This is a genomic window from Aeribacillus sp. FSL W8-0870 (assembly GCF_037963755.1).
Lineage (GTDB): Bacteria > Bacillota > Bacilli > Bacillales > Aeribacillaceae > Aeribacillus > Aeribacillus composti.
Genome location: NZ_CP150165.1, coordinates 2989197 through 3004850 on the forward strand (window position 1 = coordinate 2989197; position 15654 = coordinate 3004850).

15 protein-coding genes are annotated in these 15654 nt (G+C 39.7%); 1 reads left to right on the plus strand and 14 read right to left on the minus strand.

Annotated elements, in window-relative coordinates:
• Positions 1 to 55: 55 nt before the first annotated feature.
• The 6 genes from racE to NSU02_RS14560 all read right to left on the minus strand — a co-directional run bounded on the left by racE (position 56) and on the right by NSU02_RS14560 (position 5219).
• Positions 56 to 874, minus strand: coding sequence for a glutamate racemase (gene racE, locus NSU02_RS14535; protein WP_066252185.1), 819 nt, complete (start codon positions 872 to 874; stop codon positions 56 to 58).
• Positions 875 to 884: 10 nt separating this feature from the next.
• Positions 885 to 1319 carry a MarR family transcriptional regulator gene (locus NSU02_RS14540; RefSeq protein WP_339193195.1) on the minus strand — a complete coding sequence of 145 codons (435 nt, stop codon included), beginning with the start codon at positions 1317 to 1319 and terminating at the stop codon, positions 885 to 887.
• A gap of 237 nt (positions 1320 to 1556) precedes the next feature.
• A complete protein-coding gene (locus NSU02_RS14545) occupies positions 1557 to 1781 on the minus strand; it encodes a response regulator transcription factor (protein ID WP_063387446.1) in 225 nt (74 codons plus the stop codon).
• Positions 1782 to 2028: 247 nt separating this feature from the next.
• Positions 2029 to 2793, minus strand: coding sequence for a succinate dehydrogenase iron-sulfur subunit (sdhB, locus tag NSU02_RS14550; protein WP_063387445.1), 765 nt, complete (start codon positions 2791 to 2793; stop codon positions 2029 to 2031).
• A 29-nt stretch (positions 2794 to 2822) separates the two neighbouring features.
• The gene (gene sdhA / locus NSU02_RS14555) at positions 2823 to 4574 is read right to left on the minus strand and encodes a succinate dehydrogenase flavoprotein subunit (RefSeq protein ID WP_066247775.1); all 1752 of its coding nucleotides are present in this window, start codon (positions 4572 to 4574) and stop codon (positions 2823 to 2825) included.
• A 36-nt stretch (positions 4575 to 4610) separates the two neighbouring features.
• Entirely contained in the window at positions 4611 to 5219 is a 609-nt protein-coding gene (locus NSU02_RS14560) for a succinate dehydrogenase cytochrome b558 subunit (RefSeq protein WP_063387443.1), read from the minus strand.
• A gap of 301 nt (positions 5220 to 5520) precedes the next feature.
• Here NSU02_RS14560 and NSU02_RS14565 point away from each other — a divergent pair, with 301 nt between their 5' ends.
• The gene (locus NSU02_RS14565; protein ID WP_232515579.1) at positions 5521 to 5970 is read left to right on the plus strand and encodes a YslB family protein; all 450 of its coding nucleotides are present in this window, start codon (positions 5521 to 5523) and stop codon (positions 5968 to 5970) included.
• Positions 5971 to 6029: 59 nt separating this feature from the next.
• Here the strand turns inward: NSU02_RS14565 and uvrC are convergent, their stop codons facing one another.
• The 8 genes from uvrC to NSU02_RS14605 all read right to left on the minus strand — a co-directional run bounded on the left by uvrC (position 6030) and on the right by NSU02_RS14605 (position 15643).
• Positions 6030 to 7802: an excinuclease ABC subunit UvrC gene (uvrC, locus tag NSU02_RS14570; RefSeq protein ID WP_339193196.1), complete on the minus strand. Its 1773-nt coding sequence runs from the start codon at positions 7800 to 7802 to the stop codon at positions 6030 to 6032.
• Between the two features lie 117 nt (positions 7803 to 7919).
• Positions 7920 to 8234 carry a thioredoxin gene (trxA, locus tag NSU02_RS14575; protein ID WP_063387440.1) on the minus strand — a complete coding sequence of 105 codons (315 nt, stop codon included), beginning with the start codon at positions 8232 to 8234 and terminating at the stop codon, positions 7920 to 7922.
• Positions 8235 to 8416: 182 nt separating this feature from the next.
• Positions 8417 to 9397, minus strand: a complete 981-nt coding sequence (locus NSU02_RS14580) for an electron transfer flavoprotein subunit alpha/FixB family protein (protein ID WP_063387439.1) — start codon at positions 9395 to 9397, stop codon at positions 8417 to 8419.
• 30 nt (positions 9398 to 9427) lie between these two features.
• Positions 9428 to 10201: an electron transfer flavoprotein subunit beta/FixA family protein gene (locus NSU02_RS14585; protein WP_339193197.1), complete on the minus strand. Its 774-nt coding sequence runs from the start codon at positions 10199 to 10201 to the stop codon at positions 9428 to 9430.
• Between the two features lie 38 nt (positions 10202 to 10239).
• Positions 10240 to 10830 carry a TetR/AcrR family transcriptional regulator gene (locus NSU02_RS14590; RefSeq protein WP_339193198.1) on the minus strand — a complete coding sequence of 197 codons (591 nt, stop codon included), beginning with the start codon at positions 10828 to 10830 and terminating at the stop codon, positions 10240 to 10242.
• 120 nt (positions 10831 to 10950) lie between these two features.
• Positions 10951 to 12627, minus strand: coding sequence for a long-chain-fatty-acid--CoA ligase (locus tag NSU02_RS14595; RefSeq protein WP_066247783.1), 1677 nt, complete (start codon positions 12625 to 12627; stop codon positions 10951 to 10953).
• A 221-nt stretch (positions 12628 to 12848) separates the two neighbouring features.
• Positions 12849 to 13259: a DUF350 domain-containing protein gene (locus NSU02_RS14600; protein WP_063387435.1), complete on the minus strand. Its 411-nt coding sequence runs from the start codon at positions 13257 to 13259 to the stop codon at positions 12849 to 12851.
• 23 nt (positions 13260 to 13282) lie between these two features.
• Entirely contained in the window at positions 13283 to 15643 is a 2361-nt protein-coding gene (locus NSU02_RS14605; protein ID WP_066247785.1) for an endonuclease MutS2, read from the minus strand.
• Between the last annotated feature and the right edge of the window lie 11 nt (positions 15644 to 15654).

Sequence of the window (15654 nt, forward strand, 5' to 3'; positions counted from 1 at the left end):
GAAAAAAAATAGACCAGCTCCAACCAAAAATTCAATGGACAAAAAAACAGCTTGCTCATTTAGAGCAAACTGTTTTCGTTAAAGTTATACTTTCTACATGATCAATGTGATGACCGAACCATTTTGAAGCAATCTTTTGAAACATTTGTTTCGACCCAGTAGTTAAAAATTTGTGGTTTTTATTGCCATCCTCTTGGTTTAAACAATGATGAAAGGATAAAATAGCGCTCACTTCCCGGGCTGTTTCATCTCCCGAGGTGATTATTTTTACGTCTTTCCCGATATATTTTTGAATTAAAGGCCGTAATAGAGGATAATGTGTGCATCCTAAAATAAGCGTATCAATTCTCTTTCCTTTAAAAGGAAGTAAAGATTCTGCAACAATATATTCCGCCCGTTCACCTTCAAATTCGCCGCTTTCTACTAACGGCACAAACTCAGGGCAAGCGAGACTCTCCACAATGACGGAACTATTAATCGTTTTGAGCGCACGAACGTACGCGCCGCTCGATATAGTTCCTTTTGTTCCGATTACACCAATATGGCCTGAGCGTGTAGCATTTATGGCAGCTCTTGCCCCTGGTTGAATTACACCAATCACAGGGATATCAAGTTGTTCTTGAATTTCTTTTAATACAACTGCTGTTGCAGTATTACAAGCAATGACAAGCATTTTGATATGAAAGTTTGAAATTAAATAGTTGGTCAGCTCCCATGTAAATTGTCGAATTTCCGTTTTCGGCCTCGGGCCGTACGGACATCGGGCGGTATCACCCAAATAAATTAATTCTTCTTTTGGAAGCTGCCTCATCAACTCTTTAACAACAGTTAATCCACCAACACCTGAATCAATAACTCCAATTGGTCTATTCAAAAAATCGCCTCTATTCTTTCATTTCTTGTTGCAATTTTGCTAATAGCTTTTCCAATTGAACAATTTCTTGATCCGAGAAGTTTTTCAAAACTTCTCTTAAATATTCTTGCCGCTTCGCTAATGCAGCCTCGATAACGCGTTGTCCATTTTCAAGCAATTGAATCCTGACTAATCGACGATCCTTTTCGTCTTTCACCCTTTTAACAAGGTTGTTTTTTTCCATTCGATCCATTAAATCCGTGATCGTGCTGCATGCAAGATACATTTTATTTGAAAGTTCTCCAATTGTCATGTTTCCTGATTCATTCAATAACAGAAGCGCGTCAAATTGCGGAGGAGTAATCGAGTAGTTGCTTAAAATATCACGGCCCTTCTTTTTTAAGATCGCAGCTATGCAGCGGAGGGATTTTTCTATTTCTTCAACAGTATTGAAAACGTACGTCATAACGGGGAACCCTTTCTTTCAAGATTAACAGATAAGATCAAATCTATTTTCCATTTTTTTATGTAAAATTTCAAGCATAGCCGTATTTTCAAAATGTGGAAAGACGAATTTTTTCAAAAAGTCACAAGCCTTTTTAAGAAGCCAATGATTCATAGAAAAAGAGTAAAACAAACTCTGTCCTTATCAATCTAAAAAAGGCAGCCGACGGCGAAGTTCCACTAAGGCTGCCTCTACTGTTTAAAGCTTTAGTTCTCCCATACGAAGAAGTTCTACGACTGCTTGTGAGCGCCCTTTCACACCTAATTTTTGCATAGCATTTGAAATATGGTTCCGCACCGTCTTTTCGCTTATGAAAAGTTCACTGGCTATTTCTCTTGTAGTCTTATCTTGCACTAATAACTCAAATACTTCTCTCTCTCTCTTTGTTAGCAGCGGCTTTGGCTGAAAATCCTTCTCATTCAAGTATTGTAACCCTCCTTGCAGATGAGAGCCAGTCGACAGGATGGATTTAAAAATTGTCACCATATAGTATGATCGCAAAAAGATGACCGTGACAAGATTCATAAAAGAAAGGTGCATTTTAGGCGAAAAGAAGCTTCTTTACGTTAAAGGGACTCGTTTGAAGGAGGAAATGTTCGAGAAAGATTCAACCGTTTCTAAAATTAGGAACACCTTGACATTGCAAGGTGTTCCTTTTTCACAATATACATCAGCTGTCAATATAGTCGCTTCCGAACATTTTACGAAATGCGTGAACAGTTGTTTCTCTATTTAATGCTGCAATCGATGTTGTAAGCGGAATTCCTTTTGGACAGGATTGAACGCAGTTTTGGGAATTTCCGCAGTTCGCAAGTCCGCCGTCGCCCATAATAGCTTCCAAGCGTTCTGATTTATGCATCGCGCCTGTCGGATGAGCGTTAAACAAACGAACTTGTGATAATGGCGCTGGACCGATGAAGTTCGATTTGCTGTTTACGTTTGGACAAGCTTCAAGGCATACGCCGCACGTCATACATTTTGAAAGCTCATATGCCCATTGGCGTTTTTTCTCAGGCATTCTTGGTCCTGGTCCTAAGTCATACGTACCGTCAATTGGTATCCATGCTTTTACTTTTTTCAAAGAGTCAAACATGCGGCTGCGGTCTACTTGAAGATCGCGAATAACCGGGAATGTGCGCATCGGCTCGAGACGAATAGGCTGTTCCAGCTGATCAATAAGCGCTGTACATGATTGGCGGGGCTTCCCGTTAATGACCATTGAACAAGCACCGCATACTTCCTCTAAACAGTTCATATCCCATGTAACAGGCGTTGTTTTTTCGCCTTTGGCATTAACAGGATTACGGCGAATTTCCATTAAGGCCGAAATAACGTTCATATTCGGACGATATGGCACTTCAAATTCTTCTTGATATGGTTCCGTGTCTGGTCGATCCTGTCTAGTGATAATAAACCGCACTTTTTTTTCACTCATTGTTTACTCCCCCTTTTCTCCCAGCTTTTTTAATGTTTCTTCGTATAGTCACGCACACGAGGCTTAATGAGTGATACATCAACATCTTCGTAGTGGAATTTAGGAGCTTCCTTCAAGCCGGCAAACGTTGCCATAGTTGTTTTGAGCCACTCTTCATCATTTCGTTCCGGAAATTCTGGTTTATAGTGAGCACCTCGGCTTTCATTACGGTTATAAGCCCCAAGCGTAATAACCCGAGCCAACACAAGCATGTTTCTCAACTGGCGAGTAAAGCTTGCGCCTTGGTTGCTCCATTTCGCAGTATCGTTAATATTAATTCTTTCCCAACGTTCCATAAGCTCTTGAATTTTTTCATCTGTTTTTAGAAGTTTATCATTGTAGCGTACGACTGTAACATTATCCGTCATCCATTCACCAAGCTCTTTATGAAGAACGTAAGCATTTTCGTTTCCATCCATTTTCAGGATTTCGTCCCATTTGCTTTGTTCTTCTTTTACGCGTGCATCATATAATGTGGATGGTAAATCATCAGCTGATTTTTCCAATCCATTCATATATTCAACAGCTTTTGGTCCTGCAACCATACCACCGTAAATTGCAGAAAGCAATGAGTTTGCTCCAAGCCGGTTCGCACCATGCTGAGAGTAATCGCATTCACCAGCTGCAAACAAACCAGGGATGTTTGTCATTTGATCGTAATCGATCCATAGACCTCCCATAGAATAATGGACGGCAGGGAAAATTTTCATCGGCACTTTTCTTGGATCTTCACCCATGAATTTTTCATAAATTTCGATAATACCGCCTAGTTTAATATCAAGCTCTTTTGGATCTTTATGAGAAAGATCAAGATATACCATGTTTTCGCCATTAATGCCTAATTTCAAGTCTACACATACATGGAATATTTCTCTCGTTGCAATATCACGAGGAACAAGGTTTCCATATGCCGGATATTTTTCTTCAAGGAAATACCATGGTTTTCCGTCTTTATATGTCCAAATTCTTCCGCCTTCGCCGCGTGCAGACTCGCTCATTAATCGAAGCTTGTCATCTCCAGGGATGGCTGTCGGATGAATTTGTATAAATTCCCCGTTTGCATAATAAGCTCCTTGCTGATAAACGATAGAAGCAGCCGATCCCGTATTAATCACAGAGTTTGTTGATTTACCAAAGATAATTCCAGGTCCTCCTGTCGCCATTATTACGGCATTCGAACGGAAAGCTTGAATCTCCATTGATTTTAAATCTTGAGCAACGATGCCGCGGCAGCGTCCTTCATCATCTTGTATGATTCCTAAAAACTCCCAGCCTTCATATTTCGTCACAAGACCTGCTACTTCGTGACGTCGAACTTGCTCGTCCAATGCATATAAAAGCTGTTGTCCAGTTGTTGCTCCGGCAAACGCTGTCCGGTGATGCTGTGTTCCTCCAAAACGACGGAAATCCAACAATCCTTCTGGTGTACGGTTAAACATAACACCCATGCGATCTAAAAGGTTAATAATTCCCGGTGCTGCTTCACACATCGCTTTAACCGGTGGCTGGTTAGCCAAAAAGTCTCCGCCATAAATCGTATCATCAAAATGGATCCACGGAGAGTCTCCTTCTCCTTTCGTATTTACCGCCCCGTTGATCCCTCCTTGAGCACATACTGAATGGGAACGTTTTACAGGTACTAACGAGAATAAGTCAACAGACACCCCGGCTTCCGCAGCCTTTATAGTTGCCATTAAGCCAGCCAAGCCGCCGCCGACAACAATTAATTTTCCTTTACTCATTTTTTCGCCCACTCCCTTGAACGCAATTTAGTTAGATTAGACAAACGCAAAAATGGCACGAAGACCTACGATTGAAAGCAACACAAAAATACCTATTGTCACATAAGTTGAGACTAGCTGAGATTTTGGAGTAACCGTAATTCCCCAGCTGACTGCAAAAGACCATAGACCGTTGGAAAAATGGAAAATCGCTGAAAGAACGCCTACTATGTAAAACACTAAACTAACAGGATTGCTTAAAATGGATTCCATCATATCAAAATTAACTTCAGCCCCAAACATCGCGGCAATACGAGTTTCCCATACATGCCATGCAATAAAAACAAGGGTAATAATACCAGTTACACGTTGAAGCAGGAACATCCAATTGCGGAAATAGCCAAAGCGGCCTACATTGTTTTTTGCTGTGAAAGCAATATAAATCCCATAAATGGCGTGGTATAACAGAGGAAGGAAAATAATGAAAATTTCCAGAAAATAGCGGAATGGTAAATTTTCCATAAAATGCGCTGCGTTGTTAAATGCTTCTTCGCCCCTTGTGGCGAAATGGTTGACAGTCAGGTGTTGAATTAAAAATACGCCAATCGGTACAACACCTAAAAGTGAATGTAGTCTGCGGTTTGCAAATTCTCTGTTACCAGACATATGCGTTTACCCCCTAATCTTAATAATTTGAAAGATTTCTTAAAAATCTCCTGCTCCCCCTGCTTGGCATGTAAAAATCCGCCGACAAAATATGACGAAATCTTAAAATAATAGGACAAATTCATTGTACTCCCATAAAGTAGTACCGTCAAGAAAACGTCTACAAAGTATTGTTCAGTAAAATCATTTTTTCTGATCGGAAAATAGAATATTTCCCGTATCCGAAATTGATTTTATAAACTCTTTCATCTTATGTGAAAGCTGATATAATATAATTGTTCGCTAGAAAGAGGGGAAACGATTGAAAGAGCTGTCATATCACGATCAATTAAAAGAATTAGAAGAAATAACCTTACATCCTTTTAGCGTTTTGCTGCTTCGCGACTATTTACTTCCTGAACTTCTAGGAAAAGAGCATCATTCCATTTTGTATTGGGCAGGCAAACAGCTAGCTCGAAAAATTCAATTATCTACGTTAGAAGAACTTATATCTTTTTTTTCATCAGCCGGATGGGGCGATCTTCATATTATTCGCCAGAAAAAAAACGAAATGGAATTTGAATTAACAGGCCAATTGATCGAAAAAAGGATGAAGCTTTTCAAAGATTTATCCTTCCAACTAGAAGCAGGATTTATCGCGCAGCAAATCGAATGTATGAACGGTGTCGTCACAGAAGCGTATGAACAGATAAACAAACGCTTAAACAAAGTTATTTTCATTGTAAAATGGGATGAAAAAGATAAAATTTAACAGAATGAAAGGGCAGTAGGAGGATTTAAAAGCTTCCTCCTATTTGTTTTATTACATCGCTATTCGCTGAAATATTGTAAAATGTTTTGTGCTGTTTTTTCAGGCATTCCTGCCTGTTTTAGCTCTTCAAGCGATGCCTTTTTAATATTTTCAACGGAACCGAACGATTTTAACAGTTGTTTTTTACGATTAGGTCCTATGCCGGGGATTTCATCTAATACAGACTTAAACGTATTCTTTTGGCGGACTTGTCGATGAAACGTAATGGCAAAGCGGTGCACTTCATCTTGAATGCGCTGAAGCAAATAAAATTCTTGGCTGCTTCTTGACAATTGAACAGCAGCTTCCCGGTTGCCGAGAAGCAAATCGCTCGTTTTGTGCTTGTCATCTTTCACAAGCCCGGCAACAGGAACGTCAAGTCCCAGTTCGTTTTCTAATACATCCATAGCTGCTTGTACCTGTCCTTTTCCTCCATCAACAATAATAAGGTCCGGCAACGGCAGCTCCTCCTTCAGCACTCTAGTATATCGCCTGCGAATTACTTCCCTCATCGATTCATAATCATCAGGCCCGCTGACTGTTTTTATTTTAAACTTTCGATACTCTTTTCTCGCAGGTTTTCCATCTATGAAAACAACCATAGCCGAAACAGCGTCCGCGCCTTGAATATTGGAATTGTCAAAAGCTTCAATCCGATGTGGTGTAGGAATATTCAACTGCTTTCCTAAATTTTCAATTGCTTTGATCGTCCTTTCTTCATCTCGTTCAATGAGTGAAAACTTCTCTTTTAACGAAATTTTTGCATTTTGATAAGCTAGCTGTACGAGATCTTTCTTTTTTCCTTTCTTTGGTTTGCTGACCTGTACTTGTACTAAAGCTCGAACCATTTCCTCATTGACATCTTCCGGAATGACTATTTCTTTCGGAAGAAAATGGTCGTTCTTTGCGTAAAATTGACCAATAAATGTTAAAAATTCCTCCTCTGGCTCTTGGTACAGAGGGAAAATGGACACATCCCGTTCTATCAGTTTTCCTTGCCTGATAAAAAATACTTGGACGCACATCCATCCTTTATCGTAATAATAAGCAAATACATCGCGATCAATAAAATCATTGAGAACCATTTTTTGCTTTTCCATTGTTGCTTCGATATGCGCGATTTGGTCCCGATATTCTTTTGCCCTTTCAAATTCAAGATTTTCTGCACATTTCAGCATTTTTTCTGTTAATTCTTTTTTGATCTCCTTATATCCACCATTTAAAAAACGGATGATGCTTTCCACCATTTGTTTGTTCGTTTCTTCGGAAACTTCGTGAACACAAGGCGCAAGACACTGGCCCATATGATAATAGATGCAAACCCGGTCTGGAAGCGAATTGCATTTTCTCAAAGGATACATGCGGTCAAGCAGCTTTTTTGTCTCTCTCGCAGCTTGGACGTTTGCATACGGTCCAAAGTATTTTCCCTTATCTTTTTTTACTTTTCGTGTGACGATCAGCCGCGGATGGCGCTCGGAAGTAATTTTAATATACGGATAGCTTTTATCATCTTTTAGATTGACATTGTATTTCGGTTCATGTTTTTTAATTAAATTCATTTCTAATAGAAGCGCCTCAATATTCGAGGATGTTACGATATATTCAAAATCGGCAATTTCTTGAACGAGTCTTAACGTTTTTCCGTCATGTGATCCAGTAAAGTAGGAACGAACCCGGTTTTTCAATACTTTTGCCTTTCCAACATAAATGACGGTTCCGTTTTTGTCCTTCATTAAATAACAGCCAGGCTTATTCGGAAGAAGCGAAAGTTTTTCTTTTAAATGCTCATACATCGGTAAAACACTCCAACTTATTCTAATCTGTGCTGGATTTATTCAGCCGTTTTCATTTAAAAGCAAGAAGGCGCTCCAAAAGGTAACTTTCGTGAGCGCCTCTTTTTATATTTTATATTACAAATGTTTGTTAAGCAATTGCGCTAAAGCTTCTTTCGGCTGGTAACCGATCGCTTTATCCACTGCTTCACCATTTTTAAAGACGATTAACGTCGGAATGCTCATGACTCCGTATTGACCGGCAGTTTCTTGATTTTCATCCACGTTAAGCTTAACAATTTTTACTTTGTCACCAAGTTCTTGATCCAATTCTTCAAGGACTGGGGCAATCATTTTACATGGACCGCACCAAGGCGCCCAGAAATCTGCCAATACTACACCCTCGCTTGTTTCTTGGGAAAAATTCTGGTCAGTAACGTTTACAATTGCCATCTTAATTCCTCCTAATTCACTTTTTCTATGTGAAGTATACCATGTTCTTTCGCTTGAAGCGAATGTTTTGATCTGCAACTATTTTTTCATATTTTTTGTATTTTATGTACGTCGTGACCCGTCTCCACTTATACTAGGAGGAATGGATTTGTTCAAAAAAATACGAGTCCATTCAGGACACGTTAAGAGGAATGGATTTTTAATTTTTTAAATTCTTCCGTAAGCATTGGCACAACTTCAAATAAATCTCCGACAATACCGTAGTCTGCGACGTTGAAAATGTTCGCTTCCGGATCTTTATTGATTGCAACAATTACTTTAGAATTCGACATTCCCGCTAAATGCTGAATGGCTCCAGAAATTCCGCAGGCAATATATAAATCCGGTGTAACGACTTTTCCCGTTTGTCCGATTTGCAGCGAGTAGTCACAATAGTTTGCATCACAGGCTCCGCGTGACGCCCCTACTGCTCCTCCGAGCACAGATGCCAATTCTTTTAGCGGTTCAAACCCTTCTGCACTTTTTACCCCTCTCCCTCCGGCAACGATCACCTTTGCTTCAGATAAGTCAACACCTTCCGCTGCATTTTGGACAACCTCACGCACGATCGTGCGCAGATCTTTTATTTCTACCGATATGGAAGCAACTTCTCCGCTCCTTGATTCATTTTTTTCGAGAGGTGGAATATTGTTCGGACGAACGGTCGCAAAAATAATCCCATCCGTAATGATTTTTTTCTCAAAAGCTTTTCCTGAATAGATCGGTCTTGTGAAAACAACGTTACCGCCCACTATTTCTACAGCGGTAGCATCAGAAATAAGACCTGCGTTTAATTTAGCCGCTATTTTTGGAGATAAATCTTTGCCTAATGCCGTATGTCCGAAAATAATAGCGTCAGGCTTTTCACTGTCAATGATCGCCATGACAGCTTGTGAATACCCGTCCGGACTATAATATTTCAATTTTTCATCTTCCACGATGACAACCCTATCCGCTCCATAATAAATCATGTCATTTGCAAGCGTTCTAACGTTCTCTCCAATTAATCCGGCGACCACCTCTCCGCCTTCGGATATTATCTTGCCGGCTGCAAGCGCTTCAAATGATACGTTCCTTAAAAATTGATCCCTTATTTCTCCCAATACGAACACTTTTCGAGCCATTTTTTCATCCCCCTGCTATATTCGTCTCCACTAAATAACTTTTGCTTCTGATCTCAATAAAGAAACAAGTTCCTTCACTTGATCCTGCAGTTCCCCTTGCAATATTTTTCCTGCTTCTTTTTTAGGCGGCAAATAAATTTCTAACGTTTTTGTTTTCGGCATGACATCTTCTTCTTCAAGATCTAAATCATCGAGCTCCAACTCTTCAAGCGGTTTTTTCTTTGCCTTCATAATTCCCGGCAAAGACGGGTATCTCGGTTCGTTTAAACCTTGTTGGGCAGTTACTAAAAGAGGGAGTGTTGTTTCAATGATTTCCGAATCCCCTTCAACATCTCTCACAATTTTCACGTTTTTTCCATCTATTTCAACATTTGTGATCGTTGTGACATACGGAATGTCAAGAAGCTCCGCCAAACGGGGGCCTACTTGGCCAGATCCTCCGTCAATGGCAACGTTTCCAGCTAATATAATGTCCGCTTCTTTATCCTTCAAAAATTCATATAGAATTTTTGCTGTTGTAAATTGATCTCCATCTTCCAAATCTTCCTCAATATTTATTAAGACAGCTTTATCGCATCCCATCGCAAGAGCCGTTCTCAGCTCTTTTTCGCTTTCTTCTGATCCTACTGTAACAACAGTTACTTCTCCGCCATGAGCCTCCTTAAGCTGCAGCGCTTCTTCAATGGCATATTCATCATAAGGGTTTATGATGAATTCTGCATCATCCTCGGAGATTGATCCGTTTTCAATTAAAATTTTTTCTTCTGTGTCAAAAGTTCTTTTCATAAGGACAAAAATATTCACCTTTCCCATCCCCTTTTTAAAAATTGATCATTCTCTTTTTATGAATGATTGCTTTTAAAGCCGTTGATTAACAGCTCAGGAATTTTTTCTGCAATTGCGAGGAGATCGTATTTTTGATCTTTCATTACCCACGTTGTCGCCGTTTCGTCCATCGTCCCAAAAATCATTTGTCTTGCCAGCCTTAAATCCAAATCTTGTCGAAACTCTCCCGTTTTTTTTCCGAATTCGATCACTTCGTCTATTACTTTCAAATATTCTTTAAAAATTTCATTTATTCGCCGGCGCAATTCTTTGTTTACTTGCCGCAATTCCAATTGAAGAACCACTGCCAAATTCCGATCATGAACTAGCATTTGAAAATGCTTTTCGATCAGCGCAAACAATTTTTCTGCAGCAGTCTGCTTTGCATCAATGCTTTTTTTCACTTCAGCGATATGATTCATCAATCTTTCTCGAAAAAGGGAGATTAAAATATCCTCCTTGTTTTTAAAATACAAATAAATCGTTCCATCTGCTACGCCAGCCTGTTTGGCAATTTTCGAAACCTGAGCGGAATGATAGCCGTTCTCCGCAATGACGACAATAGCTGCATCAATGATTTGTTTATATTTTTCCTTTTTTTCTTTCAACGTGTATCTTCCCTTCAAAATGAATGAATGGTCATTCATTTATATGATATTTAGATTAAGCCTTTTTGTCAAGCATTGAGGGAAGTTTTTATTCTCGTTCAAAACCGATAGATGTCCGTTTTATATTTTTCTTTCTTCCTCTACTAGTTTTCTTCTTAAAATTTTTCCTACTGCTGTTTTCGGAAGCTCGTCGCGAAATTCGTATTTTTTCGGCACTTTGTACGGGGCAAGATGTTTTCGGGCGAATTGGTCAAGCTCTTGCTCCGTAAGCTGTGCTCCTCCCTTTGGTACAACATAAGCTTTCACGGTCTCGCCTCTGTAAGGATCCGGAACACCTGCAACGACAACCTCTTTAACCTTTTCATTAGCATACAACACTTCTTCTATCTCGCGGGGATAAATATTGTACCCGCCAGCAATAATCATATCTTTTTTACGATCGACAATATAAAAGAATCCGTCTTCATCCATATAGCCGATATCTCCTGTAAAAAGCCATCCGTCTTTGAAAACCGCTTCCGTTTCCTCTCGGTTGTTCCAGTAGCCTTTCATCACCTGCGGTCCTTTTACAATAAGCTCGCCGAATTCGTTTACATCTGCAAATCCTTCTTTTTCAGCCGAATAAATGGCTGCATGCGTATTGGGCCAAGGGATGCCAATGCTTCCTTTTTTCTTGACATCTGAATAAAATAAGTTTGCATGCGTAACGGGAGAAGCTTCCGAGAGTCCATATCCTTCAACAAGCTTCCCGCCTGTTTCTTTTTCAAAGCGCTCCTGAATTTCTACCGGAAGAGGAGCCGAACCGCTGATACAATATTTAACCGAGGACAAGTCGTATTTTCGCAAATCTTTATGATTTAAAAGAGCAACATAAATCGTTGGCACTCCTGGAAAAAGCGTTGGCTTTTCTTTTTCAATCGCTTTCAAAATTTCGGTTGAATCAAATTTGGGGATTAAAATCATTTTAAAACCTTCCATGATCGATAAATTCATTACAGTCGTCATGCCATATACGTGAAAAAAAGGCAAAACTCCTAGTATGGACTCTTCTCCTTTCCTGCATTTATACATCCAGGCAGCACACATTTTCGTATTGGAAATTAAGTTTTCATGCGTCAACATCACCCCTTTAGGCGTCCCTGTCGTCCCTCCTGTATATTGCAAAAGGGCAATATCTTCTTTCGGATCAATATTTGCTGTCAATTCTTTAGCAGGCGATGTTTTTAAGATCTCTGTCCATACATGAACACCATTTGCTGCGTTTACCTTTATTAAAAGATTTTGCTCCTTCTTTTGAATGAGCGGGTATAGAAGATTTTTTGGGAAAGGCAAATACTCTTGGATCTTTGTTATTATGATATGCTTGATATTTGTGAGAGATTTCAATTTCGAGGCTTTTGGATAGAAAAGATCTAATGTAATGAGATGTGTAGCACTGCTGTCATTCAACTGGTACTCCAGCTCTGATTCTGTATAAAGAGGATTCAATTGAACGACTATTCCGCCTGCCTCCAGAACTGCATAATATGCAATAACTGCCTGCGGACAGTTTGGAAGCATAATCGCTGCCCGATCCCCTTTTTCAAACCCTGTTTGCTCCAAATAATTAGCCAATTGAAGCATCTGTTCGTATAGCTTGCGGTACGTAATGTTCTTTCCAAGAAATGAAACGGCTGTATGATTCGGAAACTGATTAGCCGTATCTTGAAAATATTTGGAAAGCGGCTTATTCTCCCAAGAGATATTATGCGGAATTTCCGAGGGATAAAAATTGAGCCAAGGTTTTTGACATTCCATTTATCTCCTCTCCTTTGAAAAATAATGATGATTTTATTTCATTATATCAAAATAAAATTCAGAAATATAATTATTTTTAGAATTTTAAACAGGAAAAAGCGGAGACCTTTTCTTTTCTCCGCTTTTTCAAGCAAAAAACACCATATAAATAATACCGATCGCAATAAACAGACCGCACAAACCAAATAAAATTTTAGCCAGCGTTTCCATGTTCCCCTCTCCTAATTTGTAATTCCTGCTCCGATTACAAAGGACAAGCCTATGGATATGACCATTGAGATAAAGCCAACTGCACGGTTATCCTTTTGAATTTCATCATCAATATTAAATTTAGGAGTCAGAAATTCAAAAATAAAATATCCGATTAAGAGCAAGGCAAATCCGTAAAAGCCCCAGCCGATCATTTCAAAAAGGCCGTCATGCTGTTCAATTGAGAAGCGGAAAACGTTTGAAATCCCGAAAATTTTGCCGCCTGTTGCCATTGCAACAGCCACATTGCCTTTTTGGATTTCTTCCCAGTTTTTATATTTCGTCACCAATTCAAAAATGACTAAAAATAAAACCCCGCACAATATGACAACACTATAATTAGCAGCAGTTTGAACATATACGTTTTCCCAAAACAGATTCATGTTTACTCTCCTTAAAGAAAAGTTTATTTGAACTCCACAATTGTAACACCTGTTCCGCCTTCATTTGCTTCACCGAAACGGACGTTTTTAACAGCGCGGTGGTTTTGCAAAAATTCCCGCACCCCTTTTCTTAAAGCGCCCGTCCCTTTGCCATGAATAATGTGCGCCCGCGGATATCCTGCGAGAAGACAATCGTCAATATATTTTTCAAGACGGATGAGCGCATCTTCATATCGCTCTCCCCGCAAATCAAGTTCTAATGAAACATGAAAATCCTTCCCTTTTACTGTTGCGAGCGTTTTTTCTCCCTCTTGTTTCGGGCTGCCAATATATTCAAGATCTTCTTCTTTTACTTTCATTTTCAATATTCCAATTTGTACAAGCCATTCACTTTCATTTGCTTTTTCAAGCAGATGTCCTTTTTGATTTAAGTTGATCACTTTTACCTCATCGCCGGGGCGCAGCTGCTTTTTGCTTTTTTGTTTTTCAGATTTTTGTTCAGTATTTATAAATTCAGGCGCTGCATATTCAAGCCGCTTTTTTGCTTCTATTAATTCATGCTCTTTAATAGCTGAACTGTGCTCTTTTTGCATGTTTTTCAATTTTTGAATAATCTGATCTGCTTCTTTTTGCGCTTCTTCCAGCCTTTTTTTCACCATTTCCTCAGCTTCTTGATATAGGCGGTCTTTCTGCTTATTAAATTCAATGATTTGTTCTTGTAGTTCTTTATGAAGTTTTTCTGCTTCTTTCAGCGTTTTTTCAGCTTCCATCCAATCCTCTTCAGCACGTTTTTTGCTTTCCTCAAGGGAGGCAATCATTGCATCCGTTTTGGATCTGTCAGCGCTCATGAACGATTTGGCGCGCTCAATAATTTCTTTGCTCAATCCAAGCCTTTTTGATATTTCAAACGCATTGCTTCGGCCAGGTACACCGATCAACAATTTATACGTCGGCGATAATGTGTCGACATCAAACTCAACGCTTGCATTGATCACGCCCTTACGGTTAAATCCGTATGCTTTCAATTCGGGATAGTGGGTGGTTGCAACAACTTGCGCTCCTCTGTTTAAAGCTTCATCCAAAATTGCAATGGCTAGAGCGGCACCTTCTCCAGGATCTGTACCTGCCCCAAGTTCATCAAATAGTACGAGTGAGCGATCATTAAGTTCTTGTAAAATTTTGACGATGTTCACCATATGAGAAGAAAATGTACTCAAATTTTGTTCAATTGACTGTTCATCCCCAATATCTGCGTAAACTGCCTCAAATACCGGCATTGTAGATCCTTCTTCAGCAGGGATTTGCAGACCTGATTGCGCCATTAGTGCGAGCAGTCCAATTGTCTTCAGCGTCACCGTCTTACCGCCGGTGTTTGGACCGGTGATGACAATCGATTGAAAATCTTCCCCAAGTTCAATTGTATTTGGCACAACGGTTTCAGGGTCAATAAGAGGATGGCGGGCTTTATACAGCTTCATAATGCCACGATCATTTATATTTGGTTTTGTAGCCTTTAATTTTTTAGCATACAATGCCTTGGCAAACATAAAATCGATTTCACCCATTACAGTGATATTATGAATGATTCCCTTGCTTATGTCAGCAACCATTTTCGACAATTCCGTTAAGATCCGTTCAATTTCGCGCCTTTCCTTAATCCGCGCTTCATTTAAAGAGTTGTTCGCTTCTACGATAGCCTGCGGCTCAATAAACAGAGTTGCTCCTGAGGAAGATTGATCATGGACGATTCCTCCGTAAACTCCTCTATATTCTTGTTTGACAGGAATGCAATAGCGGTCATTTCGAATCGTAATAATGGCATCCGAAAGATTTTTTTGTGCAGATGGGGAGCGAATGATCGATTCCAGCTTTTCGCGAATACGAGCCTCCAGTGTACGGATTTGACCTCTTATCGCTTTTAATTTATCGCTCGCATCATCAACAATTTCCCCGTCATCGCGTATGCAACGTTGAATTTCTTTTTCTTCTTTTAAATAAATTCCGATTTCGCTGACCAATTGTTCTAAATGAGGAAGTGAAACCTCCTCTTCTTGAGTCAACTTTTCAATAAATTGCTTCATTTGTCTTGAAGCATATAACACGGCAGAAACAGCCACAAGCTCTTGCGGACCTAAAGTTCCGCCTATTTGCGCACGCTTTACACTCGGCCGTATGTCGCTTAATCCTCCGAAAGGGGCAGAGCCTTTCAATCGGAGCACTGTTAGTGCTTCATCTGTCTGCTCCTGCCTCTTCAGTACTTCGTTGATGTCTCCTGACGGCATAAGCTTTAACGCTTTCTCTTTTCCTAAAGAAGAAGAAGCATGCTCTTTCAGCTGTTCTCTTATTTTATTAAATTCCAAAACATGTAACACTCGTTCCTGCAACTTCTCAAAAC

What these genes read in the sequence shown, in the direction of transcription:
- NSU02_RS14540 (WP_339193195.1), bottom strand. Translation starts at nt 1,319, where the DNA reads ATGACGTACGTTTTCAATACTGTTGAAGAAATAGAAAAATCCCTCCGC.
- sdhB (WP_063387445.1), bottom strand. Translation starts at nt 2,793, where the DNA reads ATGAGTGAAAAAAAAGTGCGGTTTATTATCACTAGACAGGATCGACCA.
- sdhA (WP_066247775.1), bottom strand. Translation starts at nt 4,574, where the DNA reads ATGAGTAAAGGAAAATTAATTGTTGTCGGCGGCGGCTTGGCTGGCTTA.
- NSU02_RS14560 (WP_063387443.1), bottom strand. Translation starts at nt 5,219, where the DNA reads ATGTCTGGTAACAGAGAATTTGCAAACCGCAGACTACATTCACTTTTA.
- uvrC (WP_339193196.1), bottom strand. Translation starts at nt 7,802, where the DNA reads ATGTATGAGCATTTAAAAGAAAAACTTTCGCTTCTTCCGAATAAGCCT.
- trxA (WP_063387440.1), bottom strand. Translation starts at nt 8,234, where the DNA reads ATGGCAATTGTAAACGTTACTGACCAGAATTTTTCCCAAGAAACAAGC.
- NSU02_RS14580 (WP_063387439.1), bottom strand. Translation starts at nt 9,397, where the DNA reads ATGGCTCGAAAAGTGTTCGTATTGGGAGAAATAAGGGATCAATTTTTA.
- NSU02_RS14595 (WP_066247783.1), bottom strand. Translation starts at nt 12,627, where the DNA reads ATGGAATGTCAAAAACCTTGGCTCAATTTTTATCCCTCGGAAATTCCG.
- NSU02_RS14600 (WP_063387435.1), bottom strand. Translation starts at nt 13,259, where the DNA reads ATGAATCTGTTTTGGGAAAACGTATATGTTCAAACTGCTGCTAATTAT.